General features: G+C 71.5%; 20 protein-coding genes. 6 read left to right on the top strand and 14 right to left on the bottom strand.

Translation table 11 applies throughout. The features are described 5' to 3' along the window. Positions 1–208: 208 nt before the first annotated feature. The 3 genes from KY498_RS06210 to KY498_RS06200 all read right to left on the bottom strand — a co-directional run bounded on the left by KY498_RS06210 (position 209) and on the right by KY498_RS06200 (position 2,113). The gene (locus KY498_RS06210; RefSeq protein WP_219879555.1) at positions 209–652 is read right to left on the bottom strand and encodes a hypothetical protein; all 444 of its coding nucleotides are present in this window, start codon (positions 650–652) and stop codon (positions 209–211) included. A gap of 237 nt (positions 653–889) precedes the next feature. Then, positions 890–1,288, bottom strand: a complete 399-nt coding sequence (locus KY498_RS06205; protein WP_191008242.1) for an ester cyclase — start codon at positions 1,286–1,288, stop codon at positions 890–892. Between the two features lie 45 nt (positions 1,289–1,333). Further along, positions 1,334–2,113 (bottom strand): SDR family oxidoreductase, encoded by a 780-nt coding sequence (locus KY498_RS06200; protein WP_219879554.1) that lies wholly within the window; start codon positions 2,111–2,113, stop codon positions 1,334–1,336. Positions 2,114–2,169: 56 nt separating this feature from the next. On the opposite strand from KY498_RS06200, the gene KY498_RS06195 reads away from it, so the two are divergent. Both KY498_RS06195 and KY498_RS06190 read left to right on the top strand, forming a co-directional pair. Continuing rightward, positions 2,170–2,916 (top strand): TetR/AcrR family transcriptional regulator, encoded by a 747-nt coding sequence (locus KY498_RS06195; protein WP_191008243.1) that lies wholly within the window; start codon positions 2,170–2,172, stop codon positions 2,914–2,916. A gap of 69 nt (positions 2,917–2,985) precedes the next feature. Beyond that, the gene (locus KY498_RS06190) at positions 2,986–3,186 is read left to right on the top strand and encodes a hypothetical protein (protein ID WP_191008244.1); all 201 of its coding nucleotides are present in this window, start codon (positions 2,986–2,988) and stop codon (positions 3,184–3,186) included. Between the two features lie 28 nt (positions 3,187–3,214). Here the strand turns inward: KY498_RS06190 and KY498_RS06185 are convergent, their stop codons facing one another. From KY498_RS06185 to KY498_RS06165, 5 genes are all read right to left on the bottom strand, one after another. Beyond that, positions 3,215–4,189 (bottom strand): Dyp-type peroxidase, encoded by a 975-nt coding sequence (locus tag KY498_RS06185; protein ID WP_191008245.1) that lies wholly within the window; start codon positions 4,187–4,189, stop codon positions 3,215–3,217. A 70-nt stretch (positions 4,190–4,259) separates the two neighbouring features. Further along, entirely contained in the window at positions 4,260–5,474 is a 1,215-nt protein-coding gene (locus tag KY498_RS06180) for a cupin domain-containing protein (RefSeq protein ID WP_191008246.1), read from the bottom strand. A 136-nt stretch (positions 5,475–5,610) separates the two neighbouring features. Further along, positions 5,611–5,895, bottom strand: a complete 285-nt coding sequence (locus tag KY498_RS06175) for a hypothetical protein (protein WP_060960096.1) — start codon at positions 5,893–5,895, stop codon at positions 5,611–5,613. A gap of 54 nt (positions 5,896–5,949) precedes the next feature. Continuing rightward, complete coding sequence (locus KY498_RS06170; protein WP_191008247.1) at positions 5,950–7,596, bottom strand: MFS transporter; 1,647 nt, start codon at positions 7,594–7,596, stop codon at positions 5,950–5,952. Beyond that, positions 7,589–8,314, bottom strand: coding sequence for an alpha/beta hydrolase (locus KY498_RS06165; RefSeq protein ID WP_060960094.1), 726 nt, complete (start codon positions 8,312–8,314; stop codon positions 7,589–7,591). The genes KY498_RS06170 and KY498_RS06165 overlap by 8 nt, the downstream gene beginning before the upstream one ends. A 294-nt stretch (positions 8,315–8,608) precedes the next feature. On the opposite strand from KY498_RS06165, the gene KY498_RS06160 reads away from it, so the two are divergent. Then, a complete protein-coding gene (locus KY498_RS06160; RefSeq protein ID WP_191008248.1) occupies positions 8,609–9,643 on the top strand; it encodes a helix-turn-helix domain-containing protein in 1,035 nt (344 codons plus the stop codon). Positions 9,644–9,736: 93 nt separating this feature from the next. Further along, the gene (locus KY498_RS06155) at positions 9,737–10,861 is read left to right on the top strand and encodes an FAD-dependent monooxygenase (protein ID WP_191008249.1); all 1,125 of its coding nucleotides are present in this window, start codon (positions 9,737–9,739) and stop codon (positions 10,859–10,861) included. Here KY498_RS06155 and KY498_RS06150 read toward each other — a convergent pair. The 4 genes from KY498_RS06150 to KY498_RS06135 form a co-directional block, all read right to left on the bottom strand. Beyond that, a complete protein-coding gene (locus KY498_RS06150) occupies positions 10,831–13,137 on the bottom strand; it encodes an XRE family transcriptional regulator (protein WP_191008250.1) in 2,307 nt (768 codons plus the stop codon). The two genes, KY498_RS06155 and KY498_RS06150, sit on opposite strands and share 31 nt — an antisense overlap. A gap of 64 nt (positions 13,138–13,201) precedes the next feature. Continuing rightward, positions 13,202–14,425 (bottom strand): MFS transporter, encoded by a 1,224-nt coding sequence (locus KY498_RS06145; RefSeq protein WP_191008251.1) that lies wholly within the window; start codon positions 14,423–14,425, stop codon positions 13,202–13,204. 3 nt (positions 14,426–14,428) lie between these two features. After that, entirely contained in the window at positions 14,429–14,965 is a 537-nt protein-coding gene (locus KY498_RS06140) for a thioredoxin domain-containing protein (protein WP_060960090.1), read from the bottom strand. Positions 14,966–14,978: 13 nt separating this feature from the next. Then, entirely contained in the window at positions 14,979–15,485 is a 507-nt protein-coding gene (locus KY498_RS06135) for a redoxin domain-containing protein (RefSeq protein WP_060960089.1), read from the bottom strand. A gap of 260 nt (positions 15,486–15,745) precedes the next feature. Between KY498_RS06135 and KY498_RS06130 the strand changes: the two genes are divergently transcribed. Continuing rightward, entirely contained in the window at positions 15,746–16,582 is an 837-nt protein-coding gene (locus tag KY498_RS06130; protein WP_101305900.1) for an alpha/beta fold hydrolase, read from the top strand. A gap of 63 nt (positions 16,583–16,645) precedes the next feature. Here the strand turns inward: KY498_RS06130 and KY498_RS06125 are convergent, their stop codons facing one another. After that, complete coding sequence (locus tag KY498_RS06125; RefSeq protein ID WP_191008252.1) at positions 16,646–17,797, bottom strand: GDSL-type esterase/lipase family protein; 1,152 nt, start codon at positions 17,795–17,797, stop codon at positions 16,646–16,648. Then, complete coding sequence (locus tag KY498_RS06120) at positions 17,794–18,897, bottom strand: LacI family DNA-binding transcriptional regulator (protein WP_191008253.1); 1,104 nt, start codon at positions 18,895–18,897, stop codon at positions 17,794–17,796. The genes KY498_RS06125 and KY498_RS06120 overlap by 4 nt, the downstream gene beginning before the upstream one ends. A gap of 76 nt (positions 18,898–18,973) precedes the next feature. On the opposite strand from KY498_RS06120, the gene KY498_RS06115 reads away from it, so the two are divergent. Next, the gene (locus KY498_RS06115; RefSeq protein ID WP_191008254.1) at positions 18,974–20,191 is read left to right on the top strand and encodes a serine hydrolase domain-containing protein; all 1,218 of its coding nucleotides are present in this window, start codon (positions 18,974–18,976) and stop codon (positions 20,189–20,191) included. The last annotated feature ends 8 nt before the right edge of the window (positions 20,192–20,199 follow it).

Genomic DNA, 20,199 nt, shown 5'->3' with positions numbered 1-20,199 from the left:
TGGCAGGCTGAGTTCAACGTGCGCCGCGCACATAACGGGCTGACTCGCGAGGGCATGACTCGAATCGACGTTTTTTGAGCTGCAGCGCCGTCGCTCACGCGCCCTCGCCCCGCACAGCCGCCGCTGCCTGCGGCTGAACATCAAGGTGCTCGATGCGGTCGGCAGATGGTCGAACCTCCCGAACGGCGCGAGCGCGTCAACTCACTTCTCAGGGCGCTGCGGCGGTCGTCGGAGTCCAGGTCGGTGTCGGGAGCACGGCGAGTCCGGTGGGTTGAGGCCACCGATTCAGGCACGCGTATCCCGGCGGGCAGGGGTCCCGAACGCAGGCCGCTGCGGCCGGACCCCCGCTGTTCACCCACTCGGAGTGATCGAAGTCGGACACGTCGATGAGTGCTGAGAATTCGTGGTCACCGTGGGAGTCGGCCGCACGGATGGTGGCCGCGAACTGATCGCCGAGCGCTGCGGCCATCTCCTGTTCGCTGCGAGGCCCGATGGTGACCTGAAGGCCCGAGGGTGCCGCACCCACCGCGAACTCGAACCCCTCCGGAACGGCGGCGGATCCGGCGGCTGACCAGACGAGAGTGGCGCTGTCGTCGTCCTCGCCGTCCATCCGTTCGAGCGTGATGGAGGAGATCGTCACGGGAAGGCACATGCGAACGATCGTCGCCCCGTCCGCCCGCGCGAAGAAGACGGGGTCCGCGGCCCAGCTGTCACACCCGGCGAGCGAGCCGCCGGCGGCGGCGCACGTCACGACAGCCGCCAGACGAGCCAGAAGGTGCGCTCTCCGATCCCGCTCATGACCGCACGTAGTGCGCACCGGCATCGACGCAATCGTTATGAGTCCGTCGCCGATCGCCGGCCCGCAGGCGATGTCGTCGACGACGCCGCGTCACGCCGCCAGCTGCGCCGCGACGGTGGCGGAGTCGATGAAGACGCGCTCGGCCACGACGCGGCCGTGGTCGTCGAAGGTGACCACCGCGATCATCTCGAGGTCGATGACGCGTCCGGTGGCGGCGAACCCGCCGTAGACGCCGTCGTGGGTTCCGTCGAATCGCACGAGCATCGCGCCCGTGTCGCCCTCCTGTCCGAGCGGGGCGATCGTGGCGCGCAGATCGCTGAACGCGGCGAAGAGCGCCTCTTCTCGTTCCTGCAGGGCGTGCAGCCCGCTCTGCGCACCGGTCAGGGGGGAGTGGTAGGCGGCGGGCTCCGCCCACAGTGCGACGACGGCGGCCGGGTCGTGCGCGTTGACCGCGGCGGCAGCGGCGCGGGCGAACTCGTGGATGTGCATGGTGATCTCCTTCGATCGGGGTGAGGATGCCGGGGAGCCGGCGGCTCAGGGACGGACGGAACGTTCTGCGAGCGTGAGGGACAGTCGCTCGGGAAGTCGCGGGGCGAGCCAGGACACGAGCGCGTTGCCGCGGCCGTCGACCACCGAGGGGCGGCCGCGGCGCAGGGCGCGCAGGGCCGTCTCGACGACCTGCTCGGGTGTGCGGCGGGCGCCGACGGAGGCCGCGTCGCCGGCCGTCGCGAAGAACGCGGTGTCGGTGGCGCCGGGGCAGAGGGCCAGCACGTCCACGCCGGTGCCGCGGGTCTCGCGCCACAGGGCGCGGGTGAAGGTGAGCACATACGCCTTCGAGGCGGAGTAGACGGCCATGTGGGGGACGGGCTGGAAGCCCGCGGTGCTCGCGACGTTGATGATCGTGCCCCGGCCCCGCGCGAGCATCGGCGGGAGCAGCAGCGCCGTGAGCGCGGTGAGGCTGTTGACGTTGACCGCGATCTGCGTGGTCGCCGAGCTCAGCGGCTGCGTCGCCACGTCACCGTGGATGCCGAGCCCCGCATTGTTGACGAGGGCGTCGACGGCGATCTGCTCGCGCTCGAGGCGGGCGACGAGCTCCTGTGCGGCATCCGGGCGGTCGAGGTCGTGCGCCATGACGGTCACGGAGACCGCATGCCGTGCCCGGAGATCGGCGGCGAGCTCGTCGAGCACGTCGGCGCGACGCGCGACGAGGACGAGGTCGCTGCCGAGGGCGGCGAAGCGGTGGGCGAACGAGCGCCCGATTCCGGAGGAGGCTCCGGTGATCAGGGCGGTGGTCCCTGCGGTGATGGTGCGCACGATTCTCCTAAATAAACAAACCGGTCGGTCTAATAAATCAGGACTATAGTGGGAAGATGCCTGCGCGTCCAGTCGCCGAAGCCGAAGCCGGTCGAACCGCCGCCCGCCGCGTGGGGCGTCCGGCCGGGCCGACGGCGCAGGGTGCGGCGTCGCGAGAGGTGATCGTCGACGCCGCCGCGGGGGTGTTCGCCCGCCTGGGCTACGACCGGGCGCGCATGGCCGACATCATCGAGGCGAGCGGGATGTCGAAAGGGTCGGTGTACTTCCACTTCGACAGCAAAGAGGCTCTCGCGGTCGCCGTGCTCGAAGACCGGCACGAACGGTGGATCGCCGCCGTGGAGAGTGCCGTCGCGGACGTCGACGCGGGGCAGCCGAGGCTCTCGCGGCTCCTTCCGGCGATGCTCTCGCTTCACCGTGAGGATCCCGACGCCTGGGTGATCTCGCGCCTCACGCAGCGCCTCGCCGACGCCGAGCCCACCCGCGATCTCGCGGCGGCGGTGACGCGGCGGTGGATCGACCTCGTCGCGAGCCTCATCCGCGAGGCCCAAGGCGTCGACGACAGGGCAGAGTCCGTGGACGCGGCCGCCCTCGCCACGGTGCTCGTGGGCGCCTTCGACGGTCTGAAGATGACCGTGGATGTCGTGGGCACCGGCGACCGCACCGACGACGGCCGGCTTCTCGCCGAGGGCGGTGCCGTTCTCGAGCGGATGCTGTTCGAGACCGTCGGGATCGTGCCCGCCGAGAAGTCGCGACAGAAGTCGAACGTTCGCCCGACCTCGAGCCGGGCTGCCCGAGTACCGTGAGGTCAGCGACCGCGCCGGTGTTCGCCGCGGCGGTCACCTCCGGCGGCACCCACCGAGATGAGGAGTGACATGACTGAGACGAACGACTCCGGCCCGGCAGACCTGAGCGGCACCGTGGACGAACGACTCGCACAGCTGACGGCTCTGGAGTCGGGCTCCGAGCCGCTGACCGACCAGTGGCTGCATCGTCAGCTCCGCTCCGCGCTCAACGCCTGGGCCGAGGATGCGACCACGGTCGACATCGACCTGGAATCCCGCACCGACTACTGACCGTCCGGCTAGTCCGGCTGCCGCTCGGCTACGCCGGCAGCGCCGTCGGGTCGTCGGCGAGCCCGCTGAGGGCATCCGCCGACGGCACGAAGAACGTGCAGCCCATCACCGGCGTCGAGAAGTCCAGGATCCGGTCGTGGAGTCCGGGCGGGTCTCCGATGAACATCCGCTCCAGCATCTTCTCGATGACCCACAGGTGGCGCGCGTATCCGATGAAGTAGGTGCCGAACTCCGACGCGCCGGGGCTGCCGAACGGCATGTTGTCGCGGAGGATGTCGTGCTCGACACCGTCGACCACGATCGTCGACAGCGTCTTGTGCGACTTCTGCCCGGTGTCGGCGTCGTCCAGTTCGACGTTGTCCGCCTTCTTCCGACCGATGATCGCCTCCTGCTGCTCGGTCGTGAGGGCCTGCCACGTGTCGAGGTCGTGAAGGTACTTCTGGATCACGACGTAGCTGCCTCCCGCGTTGTCGGGATCCTCGTCGCCGATCAGTGTCGAGTCGGCGACCGCGTTGCCGACGGGATTCGCGGTGCCGTCGACGAAGCCCAGCAGGTCACGGACGTCGAAGTAGCGGAAGCCGGTCGTCTCGTCCACGACGGTCACGGCGTCCCCGAGCGCATCCATCAGCTGGCGCTCGAACTCGAACGTCAGATCCTGCCGGTTCGCGCGGATGTGGAACAGGATGTCGCCCGGGGTGCTCGGCGCCGTGTGCGTCGCGCCGGTGACCGCCGTGAAGGGGTGGAGCCCGCGGGGAGCGGCCCGCGACGTGAGGCGGGGCCACACCCGCGAGCCGATGCCCACGGTGCAGGAGAGCTGAGCGTCGAGGTCGCGGAATCCGACGTTCTTGATGATGTCGTCGATTCCGCTGATGGTGTCGCGGACGGTGGCCGCGGCATCCGCGTCGTCGTTGACGGTCACGACCAGGAAGGTCGCACTGGAGGTGAGAGGCGCATCGACTTTCTGGGCCTCGATGGGAACGCGTCTCGACGAGGAGTTGCTCATGCTCCCGAACCTAGAGCACCGGGTGGGGCATGCGTTCCGACGCCTGTCGAGCACCTCCGCCCCGCGCGGCCTACGTGCGGAGGGGTGTGATGCCCTGCGTGCCTCGCGGGAACGTCGCGAGGGTCGCCGCGTCGATGTTGAGATGCGCGGCCACCAGCGCGGGCGGGACGTGGCTCAGCCAGTTCGCCAGCGAGATCTCCTCGTACTTCGGCGCCTTGAACACCTCGAGGAACTGCAGCACGTCATCGCCGGTGTTCTCGACGTAGTGGCCGAAGTTCTTCCTCACCACGCCGACGTCGCCCGCGCGGAAGTCCGTGGTGTTGGCGTGGGGGCCGGTGTTGAACACCGTCATCCGGGCGGAGCCGCGGAGGTAGTACTGCCACTCGTCGGCGTTCGGATGCCAGTGCAGCTCGCGCATCGACCCGGGCTCGACGGTCACCAGCGCGGCGGCGACGGTGCGCGAGAGCGGGAAGTTCGTGCTGTCGGCGATCTGGATGCTGCCGCCCGAGTTCTTGTGCAGGGGCTGCGACCGCGACAGGCGGAAGATGATCGGTTCCGAGGCGCCCCATTCCACGCCCGCATCCGTCTGGTCGGTCGCGAGGTCGCCGGGCTCGTCGCCGGGGAAGATCCAGAGGTTGTGCAGCGGGATGTCGGCGAAGACCTCCTGTGCGACGCCGAAGTTCTTGGCGAGCACCTCCGGGGGAGTGTGGGCGAACCAGTCCGTGAGCAGGAGCGTGTTCGACTCGGACTGCTCTCCGTCGTCGAACGCCAGCACGAACTCCGCGCCGTCGGGCCCGAGCCCCTGCAGCGAGTGCGGCGTCCCACCCGGGAAGAACCACAGGTCGCCTTCCTCGACGTCCTCGACGCTCGGAAGGCCGGAGCGGCCGAGGGTCGTCACGCGGCACCGGCCGCGGGTCATGACCGCCCACTCGGCCGTCTGGTGCCAGTGCAGCTCGCGGATGCCGCCGGGCTCCAGATACATGTTGACCCCGGCGATCTCGTCGGAGATCGCGAAGTCCTGCTTCGTCAGCTCGCGGGCCCATCCGCCGCGCTGTACCCGGCGCGGGGAGATGTTGAACGACGACCAGAACAGCGCCTGCGTGGAGATGTCCGTTCCGGGCGCATCGATCTGGTCGGGGAACTGGCTCTCGATGACCGGGTTCCGGGGCCCGGTCATCGTGAGGCTCGCCGGGTCGTCCACGGTGTTGGACTCGCCCTCCGGGGGGAGATCGGGGTTGCCGAACACCGGCGACTCGTGGTGCGGGGTGGGGGTGTTGTCGTGCATGGGGAGCTCCGTTCGTTCTCGCGGCCGTCGTGCGGGCATCGGCCCGCCCTCTCAGCACAGTCGTCGGGAGGGGACGCGGCCTCAGACAGATGCAGAAGATTGCCCGGATGCCGAAGGTCGCGGCCCCGTTCGGCGCCTACTTCTTCGTCGTGAAGATGCCGTTCTCGCGCAGCAGGCGGCGCACGTCCAACACCATCTGCTCGTCGACGTCCTTATGACGCGGTCTGGTGAGGAAGAGCTCGGACTGCCCGAGCCGGACCCGGAACGTCCCGTCGTGTCCGGCGGTCACATCCGCGATCTCCTCGAGGAGGGAGAGGATGTCGTGCCATTCGAGATTGTGCGAGGTGGGGTGCTGTTCGAGGTGGTACAGCGTGGTGCGGTGGTGCTCGGACAGGTGCGCGGTGAGCGGCTGGTCGGACATGTGTGTCTCCTTCGTCGGATGCGGGGTGGGGTGGGTCTGTCGGTGCGGATCTGATCAGGCGGGGGTGGATCGGGGGTGTCGGCGCGGGCGTGGCCGTCCGATGTCGAGGAGGTGCGTCGCTTCGGGGGCGACTGCGCTCATCGCCCACGCGCGGGAGATCAGCTCGCCGTCGAACGCGGTCGTGCGCCCCTCGTGCTGGCTCACGTGCTCCCGCCACGACCCGACGGTGTACGCCTCCACGAGGATGTCCGCGTCGTCCGCATCCGCGTAGACGCGCCACTCGCGGCCGCCGGTGCGCAACCGGGTCTGCTTGACCTGCGACATGAGAGCGAGGAACTCCGTGCGCCGGTCGCGGGGGACGGCGTAGCGGATCAGGACGAGCACGGCCGCGTCGTCGCGGCCGTCCGCCCGCGGCTCGTCCTGGACGCCCGGGACCTCGACGATGTCGCGTCCGATTCCGGTCGTCGTCGGCAGGGGCCACACGAGCAGCGACAGCGCACTCAGGATGCAGAGAACCCCCGCGCCGACGACGACGGCCCCCGACCCCCATGCGGCCGCGAGGATGCCGGCGAGCGCGGCGCCCGCCGCCGTGCACCCGTAGAGGACCAGCTGATAGAAGGAGAGTCCGCGGGTGCGCACCCACACGGGCAGGAACGCCTGGATGGTGCCGTTGATGGTGGCGATCACGCCGATCCACGCCAACCCCGTCGCGACCAGGACCGGGAAGGTCACCCAGAGCGTCGGGGAGACGACCAGGACCACCAGCCCCGCACCGAACACGGCGGAAGACGCGAGGACGACGCCGTTGAGCGCGGCGATGCGGCGAGCCCACGGGAGCACGAACGCCCCGATGATGGAGCCGGCGCCGAGGGCGGCCAGCAGGAGGCCGTAGCCGGTGGCGGCGAAGCCCAGGGAGTCTTTCGCGATGGTCGGCAGGAGTGCCCACAGGGCGTTCGCGGGGATCAGGAAGATCGCCAGTCGCAGCAGGGTGAGCCGCACGACGCGGGAGTGGAGCACGTAACGCGTGCCGGCGCGGGTGGCGTCGACGAACGGTTCGTGACGGGCGGCGGGCGGGCGATAGGTCTTCCAGAACAGCAGGACGCCGAGGAACACCACGAACGAGGCCGCATTGAGGAGGAAGACCGCGACGACCCCGAACTGTGCGACGACGAGTCCGGCGACCGCGGGGCCGACGGCGCGCGCGATGTTCACGCCGATCGACGAGAGGCTGGCCGCGTCGACGAGCATGTCGCGCGGGACGATGTCGGGCACGAGCGCCTGGAAGGCGGGCAGCTGGACGGCCGAGATGGTGCCGAGGACGAAGGTGCACGCCAGCAGGATGGTCGGGGTGGTCTGGCCGCTCCAGGTCAGGAAGGCCAGCACCAGCACGACGACGAACTGGACGGCCTGCGAGTACAGGAGCACGAGTCGCCGGTTGAGGAACTCGCCGATGACGCCGGAGGGAATGGCGAAGATCAGCACCGGCGCCGCCGATGCCGTCTGCACGAGCGCCACGAGCAGGGCGGAGCTGTTCGTCTCGACGAGCAGCCACTGCGCACCGACCGTCTGCATCCAGCTTCCGATGTTGCTGACGAGGGAGGCCAGCCACACCAGTCGGAAGATGCGTACCGTCAGCGGCGTGAATCCGGACGCCCAGACGCGGGGCCCTGCGGGAGGCCGTTCGGCCGGCGCGTCAGTCATCGGCGGCGACGTCCCCGAGGATGGTGTCGATGAAGCCCACGATCTCGGCGGCATGGGTCTGTGTGACCAAATGCGGCGCGGCGAGGGCGACGACGTCGCGGCAGTGGGCGCGCCGGTACCCGAAGCGCTGCACGTCAGGGTTGATCGCGCGATCCTCCGTGGCGACGACGCCCCAACTGGGCCTGCCGCGCCAGGCCTCGACGCGCGCGCGCTCGCTGAACACCGACACCGACACCGGCCGCTGCGAGACGGCGAGCACCGAGGCCTCGTCGGCGGGGAGACCCTCGGCGAGCAGGCGGGGGAACGCGTCGACGGCGACGGTCACCTCCGTGCCGGGAACGCCGTGGTCGTCGCGGAACATCGCGGGGACGAGGTGCTGGGAGACCTCGTCCGGGGCGAAGGCGTCGCGCATCTCGCCGATGCTCTCGCCGCGCTCGAGCGCGTAGCCGGCGATGAAGAGCAAGCCGGTGACGTTCGCCGCGTCTCCCGCGACGGTGATGACGGCCGCCCCATAACCGTGCCCGACGAGCAGCACCGCTCCGTCGATGCGCTCGACGACGGTGCGGATGTAGGTGCAGTCGCCGTCGAAGCTGCGGCCGACCAGGGGAGGGGCGAGCACGGGATGCCCGCCTCCGAGCAGGCGCAGCGCGATCGGCCACCAGCTGGACGCGTCCAGGAAGGCGCCGTGAACCAGGACGACCGTCGTACGTGCTGTCATGTGGATACCTCGTGGTGGTTGTGCCGGCCCTGAGACGAATCTAGGAACGAGTGCGCCGACAGCACTCCGACAGGAGTCGGAGACGTGGCCCGGCCGGTGGGACGGTGCCCGCGGCGGATGCGGAGACGTCGCACTTCTGCCTGTTTTCTTCCTGGTGCTGCCGTCGCGGACGCGGTCGGATGGCTGTGACTCGACTTCGGTGTGGCTGCGTGTCGGCTACTGCCGGCGCGGCCTCATGGTGGGCCCGGCCCGGATAGGAGTGCATCCGTGAAAGCCAGCGAGAGCAGTGCCGTCGTGCCTGCCACGTTGCAGGGCATCGCCGAACAGCTCACCGCCGCGCTCGGACGTCCGGTGTGGGTCCGCGGCGGACCGCCGTCTGCGCCCGCCGGCGTGTGCGGCGCGACGGATCCGTCGCTCGCGGCACCGCGCCGGCTCGACGTGACGGTGGAGGACCGGGGCGTCGTGGTGGCGCACATCGCCGTGCGGACGGAGGGACGATCCCTCGGCCCGTCGGACTTCGAGGCGCTCGATGCGGCATCCCTCCTCGTGCGAGACCTGTTGCGCGCGGAGGGAGGGACGAGCCGCGAATCGGTGCTGCACGATCTCCTGCACGACGACGAGGGCGTTCGGCGGAGCGCGTACGCCCGCGCGGTGCAGCAACGGTGGCTGCACCGCGACGAGGGCACCGTCGTGCGCGCGTTGCTCGTCGATGCGACCGTCACGGACATCCATGCCATCGCCTTCGCCCGGCACCTCGCGAATCTGCGCCCCGTCCCCCACCACTTCATGGCCCTGCACGCCGGCATGGTCATGCTCGTGGGGCAGCCGTCCGATCGCGGCATCGACGACGTGATCCTCCGGGAGGCGACCGCGCGCGGCATCCGCGTCCTGGGAATCGGCTCGGCCTCTCCTGCGCCGGGGGCGGAGGACGTGCGTGCCGCGGCCGACGAAGCGGTCATCGCCGCTTCTCTCGCCGCCGCGCTTCCGCAGTTCCATCCGGCGGTCGACGCCAGTGAGCTCGGCGGCTGGCTGCTGCTGGCCTCGGCCTCGGCGAACCCGGAGCACCTGCGCATCATCTCGCCGGCCGCGCATGCGCTGTACGTGCACGGCGACGGCAGCCAACGAGAGACCATCGAGACCTACCTGGATGTCGGCGCGAACGTGGTGGCGGCGTGCGAGATCCTCTTCGTGCACCGCACGACGCTGTACTACCGGCTCGAGCGGATGCCGGAGGTCGTCCGCGACGCTCTGAGCGACGGCATCAAGCGCAGCACGCTCCACGTCGCGCTCAAGCTCATCCGGCTCTGGGAGGCGACCGGTCGTGCCTGATCGTGTCGGGGCGGACTTCCGGCGAACGTCGAAGCGCCGCACGCGGCCGGGGCGATACCGTCGACCCATGCCCCGCACAGGAGAGGTCGGACGATGAGGACGGCGTTGCGGGTGGGCGTGGTCGGCGGGTCTCTCGGGGGCCTGTTCACCGCTGCCCTGCTGCATCAGGCAGGTCACGACGTCACCGTCCTCGAACGGTCCCGCGCGGGGCTGGCCCGACGCGGCGCGGGCCTGGTCGGTCAGCAGGACCTGTTCGACGTCCTCGCGAGACTGGGGTTGACCTCGGTGCTGCGATCCGGCGTGGAGGCGCGCGAACGCATCACACTCGGTCGCCGCGGCGACGTGCTCCATCGCGACCCGACGCCCCAGACGCAGCTGTCGTGGGACTACATCTACGACGGCCTGCGGGCGCTCATCCCCGCCGGCCGCTACCGGCTCGGCAGTGCGGTCACGGAGGTGCGGTCGGACGGCCGGCACGCGACCGTCCGGATCGAGGACGGGACGACGATCCCGTTCGACCTGGTCGTCGGCGCCGACGGTCTCAACTCCGTCGTCCGCCGCGCCGTCGCGCCCGAGCGGTCGGACAACCGCTACGTCGGCTACCTCACCTGGCGCGGGCTCGTGCCGGAGGCGGCGCTCCCGGAGCGGGCCGCGGACATCCTGCTCGAACGGTTCGCCTTCTACACGGCGCCGGGCGCCCACATGCTGGGCTACCTGGTCCCGGGACCGGACGGGCAGACGGCGCCGGGGCGGCGTCGGTACAACTGGGTCTGGTACCGGTCGCTGCCGTCTCCGGAGCTGGAACGTCTGATGGTCGCGTGCGGGCACGGTGCCGCGAGCGCCTCTCTCGCACCGGGAGACCTCCCGGCAGACCTCCGGCAATCGCTCGTCGCGGCCGCCGCGGCAGAGCTGCCGGTGCCGTTCGCGGATGCCGTCGCGGCCGAGCCGCGACCGTTCCTGCAGGCCCTCTACGACTACGTCGCGCCGCGGATGGCGGCGCCGTCCGTCGCGCTCGTCGGCGACGCCGCCGTCGTCGTGCGCCCGCACACCGCGATGGGCGCGGCCAAGGCCGCGGGAGACGCGATGGCGCTGGTGGACCTCCTGGGCACCGAGCTCTCCCTGGCCGACGCGCTCGCGACCTACGACCGGGACCGGCTGCCGGTGGGCCGCGCCATCGCCCGCTACGGTCAGGAGCTGGGCGACTCGCTCCCGCTGTGAGGCGCATCTCGCGCGGTCGTCCGTCCTGCCGTCATCCCCGCGATCTCTCGACGGAACCGGGCGAAGATGAACGCCTCGCTGCTGCCCGGGCCGAGCAGGCGCAACGCCTCCTCCGCCTCGGCCATCGCCGCTTCCGACTCCCCGGCTTCGATCAGCGCGCGGATGTGGCGGCGCATCATCAGGGCGACCCGCATGTCGTCGTTGAGCGAACGGGCGATCTGGATGCCGATCGCGCCCGCCCGGATCCCGTCGTCGTAGCGGCCGACGGCGATGTACGCGTCGACGAGGTCCAGATAGGCCGCGTATCGCGTGATGAGCGTGAGGAAGCCGTCGGCCTCGGGTTCGGCCTGGATGCGCGCGAGCGTGGACTCCAGCTCCTCGATCGCCGCGAGGTGCTCACCGCGGGTGTTCATGATCATCGTCGTCAGCAGGCGCGCGTTCTCCAGTCCCACCTTCTCGCCCGCGAGTGAGAACGCCCGGATCGCGCCCTCGGCGGCGTCTGCGGCCTCGACGACACGGCCGAGCAGCCAGCTCGCCCATCCCACGTAGTAGTTCGCCCACCCCTCCTGCGTGGCGTCGCCGGCGCGGAGCGCCGCGCGGAGTGCCGAGCGTGCCGTCAGGACGGCGCGCTCGCGGTCTCCGACCTCCACGATCTCGGCCCACGCGAGGTAGCCGAGATGCGTCGCCTCCATCAGCGGATTTCGCAGACTCTGCGCGGCGGTCACGGCGAGGGAGAAGAACCGATGCCAGTTCCCCCAGGAGAGCCAGACGTCGGAGTACCAGTGGAGGGCGTCGGCGACGTCGACGACCGTCTCGTTCTCGCCGAGCTCGGCGGCCTCCGCATACGCCGGCCACCAGTGCTCGGCTTCCGTGCGGATCCACAGCGCCGCCGCCTCGGCGCTGACGAAGCCGCGACCGACCCGGCTCGCCGTGTGCTGCTCCCTCTCCGGCTCGAACCAGGCCCCCGCCCGTTCCAGGCTCCCCAGGATCCAGGCGCGGATGTGCGCGCGGCGCCGTTCGAGCTCGTCCGCACCGACGACGTCGCGCAGCCTGTTCAGGCCGAACAGCCGCATGAGGTCGTGCAGGCGATAGCGGTCGCCGCCGCGCGCTTCCAGCAGCCCGAGGTCGGTCAGGTCGTCGAGTCGGAACTCCACTTCTGCGACCTCGGTCGAGCGGACCGCGGCGGCGGCCAGCTGCGCATCGAAGGTCTTGCCGCCGATGAGCGCGACCCACCGGAAGAGCGCGGCCGTGCGAGGGTCGAGCTCTTCGTAGGAGAGGGAGATGGCGGCTTCGACCGCCAGGTCGCCGGCGACGAGCAGCCGCAACCGGTCCTCGGTGGTCCGCAGTCGCCGCAGCAGGTCCTCGACGTTCCATTCCGGCCGGCTGGCGATGCGGCTGCCCACCACGCGCAGTGCGAGCGGGACGTCGTCGCACAGCCCGGCGACTTCGTCGAGCGCCTCGTCGTCGGATCCGGCCTGCGGGATGAGGCGGCGCAGGAGTGAGACGCTCTCGTCGCGTTGCAGAGGACCGAAGCGCAGCCGCCGCACTCCTTCCAGCCCGGCGAGGCTGCGGCGCGACGTCACGACGACGATCTCGCCGCTGCAGATCGAGAGGATCGGGCGGACCTGCGACTCGTTCGCGGCGTTGTCGAGCAGGACGCGCACCGGACGGGCGTCGACGGCCGCGCGCCATTGCCGAGCGGCGACGTCGAGATCCGCGGGCGCCTTCTGCTGCGTCCCCTGCAGCTGGCGGAGCATCGCGGTGATGATCTGGAGGGGCGTCAGCGGCGAGGCGTTGAAGCCGTCCAGGCCGACGAAGACGGTGGGATCCTGGGCGGATCGGCCGCGGGCGAGGATCTCGACGGCCCCCGTCGTCTTGCCGATGCCGGGGGCGCCGCTGATGACGAGCGCCGGGCGGCTCTCGCCGGGCTCGCGTTCTCCTTCGAGGATGTCGAGGGCCTCACGGATCTCGCGCTCTCGCCCGGAGAAGTCGAACACCCGATGAGGCGAGACGCCCCCGGTCGCCTCCGCGGCGTCGACGCCGCGGGGACGGGCGCGGGCCGCCCGGAGGAACGCGTGTCGCGCGGCGACGTCCAGGCCGAGCCCCTGGGCCAGTGCCTCGACGGTGCGACGCTGGGGCGAGGTGCTGGCGCCTCTCTCGAGGTCGCCGATGGTTCGTACGCTCACACCGGAAGCGGCCGCGAGGGACTCCAGCGTCGAGTTCTGCCCGACGCGCAGCGACCGGAGCAGCTGGCCGAACGGTGACGGCTCGGTCACGACGCCCTCCCTCTCACAGCCGTCAGTCTGACAGAGCCGGCCGCCGACGAGCCGCCCGCTCCTCTCACGCGCCGGATGCCGCCGCGCGGCGCATGACCAGCGCCGCGGAGACGGTCGCCACCAGCACGGCGGCGGAGAAGACGAGGAGCACGATCGCCTGCGGGGCGACGGTGAGGCTCACCCCGATCGCCAGCACCGGAAGGGCCAGCCCGCAGTACGCCACCAGGAAGATGAGCGCGAGGGTCTCCCCGCGGCGGCCCGACTCGGCCAGCCCCGCGGCGGTGGCGATGGCGGACTTGAACAGCACACCGACGCCGACGCCCGACACGACGCCGCCGACCAGGAAGACGCCGAGCGAGGGAGCGAACGCGCCGACGGCGACGGATGCCAGCCCGACCGCGCAGCACACGGCCGCGATGGTCAGCTGGATGCGCAGCGGGACCGCGGCGAGTGCCGCTTGGCCGATCGCCGCCGCGGCGAAGACGCAGGACGCCGCGATGCCGGCGAGGAGGTGGTCGTGCTGATCGAACGTCGCGATGAGGATGGTGGGCGCGAGCGAGGTGAACAGCCCGAACAGGGCGAAGCCCGCGAACGCCCCGAAACCGGCGGCCACGAACGCGGCGCGCCCGCGCGGGGGAGCGGCGATGCGTTGCGGCCGATAGCGCCGACGCTCCTCCGGCTCCGGCACCGTCTCGGGGACGCAGCTGACGGCGATCGCCGCGACGATGAGCAGGACGAGGAACACGGCGTGCGGGAGGACGAGCGGATCGGGGAGGAACTCGGCGAAGAGTCCGCCGATCAGCGGACCGAGCGCCAGGCCGCCCAGATTGGCGGCGCCAGCGACCGACGCCGCGACGACGACGCTCTCGGTGGGTCGGGCGTGGGTGCGCAGCTCGCCGAGGTGGGCGGTCGCCGTCGCGGTGAGGATTCCGACGCTCGCCCCGTTCACGAGCCGCGCCGCCAAGAGGCCCGGAACCTCCGTCCAGAGCAGGAACATGCCGGCGGAGAGCGCGGCGACCAGAATCGCCACCGTCAGCATCCTTCGCCGGCCCATCCAGTCGCTCACGTGCCCGAGGAGGAACAGGCTGAGCACGACACCCACCGCGAACGCGGCGAAGACGAGCGTGATGACGGCGACGGGGAAGCCGTCGCGCTCCTGATACAGCGGGTACAGCGGGGTCGGGACGGTCGCGTAGGCCATCACGAGGACGAAGGCGCTCGCGACGACCCAGAACCCCGCCCCGTGCGAGATCTGCGGCAGCCCGAGCGGGGTGGCCCGCTGCGCCATGGGTCAGGACCCGCTTCCGTGGCCGGCGAGCGCCGACCTGATCGCCTCCGCCAGTCCTGCCGTGCCGGCCTCCACGAGGGCGCCGTTGAGGAAGAAGGTGGGGGTGCCGTTGACCCCGCTGCGGATGCCGCCCTCTTCGTCGGCCCGTATCCGAGCGGTGTACCGGTCCTCCGCGGCCGCCTTCCCCAGATCGGCGACGGCGAGGCCGAGCGCCTCGCAGATGCGCTGATAGAGCTGAGGGCCGAGGTCGATCTGGTTCTCGTAGAGCAGGTCGTGCGCCTGCCAGAACTCGCCGTGCTCCGCGGCGAACTCCGCGACGAAGGCGGCGTCGACGGCCTCGGGGTGGATCTGCGCGAGGGGGAAGTTGCGGAAGACGAATCGGATCTTCCCGTCGTACTCGTGCAGCAGCTGCTTCACGATCGGGAAGGCCTGGCCGCAGTACGGGCACTGGTAGTCGCCGTACTCGACCAGCGTCACCGGGGCGTCCGGCGGGCCGAAGCTGTGGTCGTGGTCGGAGACGGGGATGCGAAGGTGGGACATGGCGGGTCCGATCTCAGGGGGAGGGCGTGGTGGGCGATGCCAGGGCGTCGAGCGCGTCGAGGACGCCGTCGACGCCCGGGTTCACGTCGATGGGCGACAGGTAGCTCCAGGCGATGACGCCCGAGGAGTCGATGACGAACAGCGCACGCGTGCTCGTGCCGGTGTGGAAGTCGTAGGCGCCGTAGCGCCGGGACACCTGCCCCTTCGGCTCGAAGTCGCTGAGCAGGGCGAAGGTGAAGCCGCGATCCGCGACGAAGGCCCGATGCGACCAGACGCCGTCGACGGAGACGCCGAACACCGCCGCGCCGTGGGCGGTGAGAAGGGGCATCGCCGCGTTGACGACATTGAGCTCGTCGCCGCACACCGCGCTCCAGTCGGCGGGGTAGAAGATGAGCACCACCGGCTGTCCGCGAAGGCTCGACAGGGTGACGGTGTCCTCCGGCGTGCGGTGCAGCGTGAAGTCCGGCGCCGCGGTGCCGGCGCCGAGGACGCTCTTCGGATGGTGTTCGACGTAGCCCATCGTCGGCTCCTCTTCGCATCGGTCGGACGTTGTTCCCCTGCGCCAGACGGTACGCGCGTGCGGGCCCGCTGTCACAGGACAGATGTCGAAACGCGGGCGGGCCGGCCTGCGGGAGCCCTCCCAGAGTCTGAACAAAAGTAGGAGCGCCGCGGTTCTCGTCCGGCGTTATCGTGAACGCGCTCCCGGCTCGATCAGCAGTCGGGAACACCGGATCGTCGTCCCGAGACCGCCTCGGGATCACATAACCCTGGAGGTCGACCATGTCTTTTGTGACGACGGAAGATGGCGCGGAAATCTACTTCAAGGACTGGGGTCCCCGTGACGCCCAGCCCATCATGTTCCACCACGGCTGGCCGCTGTCCTCCGACGACTGGGACGCGCAGATGCTCTTCTTCCTGAACGCGGGCTACCGCGTCGTCGCCAGCGACCGCCGTGGTCACGGACGGTCCTCGCAGATCGCCACCGGTCACGACATGGACCACTACGCCAGCGACGCGAGCGCCGTGGTCGAGCACCTCGACCTCCGCAACGCGATTCACGTCGGACATTCGACCGGCGGCGGTCAGGTCGCGCGGTACGTCGCCCGGTACGGCGAACCCCAGGGGCGCGTCGCCAAGGCCGTGCTCGTCTCCTCGGTTCCGCCGCTGATGGTGCAGACCGCGGCGAACCCCGAGGGCACGCCGCTCTCCGTCTTCGACGGTTTCCGCAGCGCGCTCGCGGCGAACCGCGCGGAGTTCTACCAGGCGGTCGCGTCCGGGCCGTTCTACGGCTTCAACCGCGAGGGTGCGACGGTGTCCGAGCCCGTCATCGCCAACTGGTGGCGGCAGGGGATGACCGGCAGCGCGCAGGCCCACTACCTCGGCATCGCGGCCTTCTCCGAGACCGACCAGACCGACGACCTGACGTCGATCACCGTGCCCGTCCTGGTGCTCCAGGGCGACGACGACCAGGTCGTGCCGTACAAGGATGCCGCGCTCAAGCAGCACGAGCTCCTGCAGAACTCGACCCTCAAGATCTACGAGGGCTACCCCCACGGCATGCTGACGACCCACGCGGAGGTCATCAACCCCGACATCCTCGCCTTCATCCGGGCCTAGCCCGCGGCTCCGCCCACGCGGACAGCGCACTCCGGAGGTCCGGAGTGCGCTGTCCGCGTGGGCTCAGGCGCGGCGTTGCCCGACGGCGGCGAACGGGCCGTCGGGCGCGAACGCGTAGTCGGCGAACCGGGCGCCCATGCGCTCGTAGGCCGCCGCGTTGGGATGCAGACCGTCGTCGAGGTCGCCGATCTCGCTGTCGGGCAGCAGCGCACGACCGTCGAGCCAGAACAGCCGCGGGTCGTCGGCGCGAGCGGCCAGCACGTTCCCCCAGGCCTCGCGGACGATCGCGAGGCTCATCCCGCCGCGCTCGAGCTCCCGCGCGTCGCCGGCGCTCACCGCCTGGCCCGTCGCGGGGTCGATCACGGTCGGACCCGGCATCCGCTCCAGGGACGGGCAGGGGATCGGCCCGATCGCGACGAGCGGCGTGTCGGGGTGGCCGTCCCGGATCGTGTCGAGCACGCCGTGCAGCACGGGTTCGAAAAGGCGCCGGCGCAGGAGATCGCCGTTGACGACATTGACGCCGATCTCGATGCTGATGGCGTCGGCGGGGTGGTCGCGGATCGTCCGTGCCACGAAGGGATCGCCCACGGCGTTGCCGCTGAAGCCGAGGCTGCGCAGGCTCACCGCGCCCGCCGTCGCGGCCACCGCCGGCCACGTCCGGGTGGGCGCGGAGGCCTCGCCGCACTGGCTGATGGACGAACCGTGGTGCAGCCACACGGGCCGGGCGTCGCGGGGCGGCGCGAGAGGCGCGTCGGCGCGCAGCGCCACGAGCTCCACGGCTGTGGTGTGCGGCAGCCACACCTCGACGGCGCGCGCGCCGCGGCCGGGTGCAGGAAGGGCGAAGGAGACCGTCACGGGGGGACGCTCCTGGGTGAGCGCCCCGTCCGCGGCGACGAGGGTCTGCGCCTGGACGGGGACCGAGACGGAGCCTCGGCGCTCGCCGTCGACGACGAGCTCGACGATTGCGGGCGCTCCGGGGGCGATCCCGATCACGACGAGCTCGACGGCGATCGCGCCTGCCGTGGTCGACGTGGCCACGCGCACGCCCGAGGTCATGCCCACCACGAAGTCGAAGCCGGGGTCGGGGATCTGCGGCCGCGTCCACTCCGGCAGCCGCCGCGGGCGCACCCCGTACCTCCCCGGCGCGAAGCCGAGTGCGCCGACCACCTCGACATCGGCCGAGGGGAACGGGGCCGTGTAGCTCAGGGCGCTCATCGCGGGTCGGCGTCGGGCGTGGACGACGAGGTTCCGCGCACCGGCGGCGCGGTCACCGTCCGCAGCAGCGTCTCCACCAGGTGCAGGCGGGCGGCGTCCCCGCCGCGGACCGTCGCCCCCGGGGCGTAGGCGGGAGCGATGGGGGCGGCATCCGCGGTGTCGTCCTCGTCCAGGGCGGCGATGAGGTACTGCGCCGCGCGCTCGCCCACGGCCGTGAGCCGCGGATCGATCGACGCGAGGTACGGGTCGGCATCCTCGCCGTAGCCGGCGACGTGGTCGTAGCCGATGATCGCGATGTCGTCGGGCACCCGCACGCCGGCGGCTTCCAGGCCCGCCGCCAGACCGATCGCGATGGCGTCGCTGCCGGCGAAGACGGCGTCGGTGTCGGGCGCCTGCGCGAGCAGCAGCTCGGCGGCGCGGTGCCCCCAGTCGCGGCTGAACTCGCCATGCAGGATCACCGCGGGCTCTCGTCCCGCCGCGTGCACGGCTGCGGTGAAGCCGTCCGCGCGCTCCCGCACCGACGGCAACGCGGCCGCCGCCGTGACGTGGGCGATGCGCCGCCGGCCGGCCTCGAGGAGGGTCCGGGCCGCCAGCGCCCCTCCGGCGTGCTCGTCGGGGTGGACGCTCACCGCCCGGTCGGGCTCGTGCGGGCCGAACGCGTGCACGACGGGGTGGGAGTCGCTCGCGCCGATGTCGGCGATCGGGACGTCGGGACCCTCGCCGATCACGATGATGCCGTCGACCTGCCGATCGAGCATGTGCCGCACGTGCTGGTGGCGCCGCTGCGGATCGTGGCGCGCGTCGTAGAGGATGCTCGCCAGGTCGTGGTCGCTGAGGGCGCGGTTGATGCCGATCAGCACCGGCATGCAGAACGCGCCCGCGGCGTTCTCGGCGAGCACGCCGATGGTGCGGCTGCGTCCGAGGGCGACGCTGCGGGCCAGAGCGTTCGGCCGGTAGTCGAGGTCGCGCGCGGCATCCAGGACACGCTGTCGGGTCGCCTCGGCGACGCGCCCGGTGTCGTTCATCACCTGGGAGGCCGTGGGCACGGACACCCCTGCGGCCCGGGCGACGTCGGCCAGGCGCGCGGATCTCTGCGGCATGGGCACATCCTCTCGCAAGCGGTGGCGCTTGTGCCGCCCATCTTATGCCAAAGCGCTTCGGCAGTAGACTGGCGGCGTGACGGACGACCCGCAGACCCCCCGCATCCACCCCCGCGCGACCGCCCCGGCCCACGGCCACGTCCATCCCGCCTATGCCGGGGTGGCCGAGGCGTTCGCGCGCGTGCTCGAGAGCGATGCCGCCGGTGCGGCGCTCTCGATCGTCGTCGACGGGGAGACGGTGGTCGACCTGTGGGGCGGCGCCGACCCCCTCTCGGGGCGGGCGTGGGAGCGTGAGAGCGCCACGCTGGCGTTCTCCGCGGCGAAAGGCATGGTGGCCCTGCTCGTGGCACAGCAGGTGCAGGCCGGTGCGCTCGATCCCGCGCTCCCCGTCGCGCACTACTGGCCGGAGTTCGCCGCAGCCGGCAAGGAGCGCATCACCGTCGCCGACGTCCTGACGCACGTCGCGGGCATGCCCACCCTGCCGATCCGCGAGCCCGAGGACCTCCTCGATCCGCTCGCCCTCGCCGCCCGGGTGGCGGCGGCGCCGCCCGACTACGCCCCCCGCAGCGCTCGTGTCTACCACGTGCTCAGCTACGGGGTCATCGCCGCCGAGCTGCTCCGCCGCGTCACCGGGGACGACGCGGCGACCCTGCTGCGCGAACGGGTCGCCGATCCGCTGGGTGCGGCGCTCTGGCTCGGGCTGCCGGCAGACGAGGACCGTCGCTACCTCCCCGCCCTCATGGAGCCGATCGTGCCGCCGCCCGTGCCGGCCGGTACGCCGGAGTCGACCGGCGCGGCCTGCGCGGCCGCCTTCCGCAGCACGGTGCAGATCGTCCCGTTGTTCGAACGGGTCGACGGGATGCTGGGCACCGAGCGGGTCAACGGCCTCCCCTTCCGACGCGCGCTCGTTCCCGGGGGCGGTCTGGTCGCGGACGCACGCGCCCTCGCCCGGGTGTACGGGGCGTGCGTCGCGCCGGTCGACGGGGTGCGTCTGCTCGACGACGACACCGTCGGCCTGGTGTCACGCGACTGGCTCGGCGGCATCCGCGAGCCGCTGTGCCTTCCCGGCGCCGCCGCGACCGTGCGGTGGGGGCTGGGGTTCGAGATCTCGCACGCTCTGAACCGCATGCTCGGCGACGGCTCGTTCGGTCATTCCGGCATGGGCGGCCGGCTCGCCTTCGCCCACGCCCCCTCGCGCACCGGCTTCGCCTTCGTGGGACAGCGGATGACCTTTCCGCCGCCCGGCCAGGACCCGCGGTGGGCGCTTCTGCTCGACGCGCTCGCCGCGGTGTGACGGCCGGG

Source organism: Microbacterium sp. PAMC21962, from assembly GCF_019443465.1.
In the GTDB taxonomy this organism is placed as follows: domain Bacteria; phylum Actinomycetota; class Actinomycetes; order Actinomycetales; family Microbacteriaceae; genus Microbacterium; species Microbacterium hominis.
The sequence above is the reverse complement of the archived record's forward strand: the minus strand, read 5'-3'. Positions and strand labels throughout refer to the sequence as shown.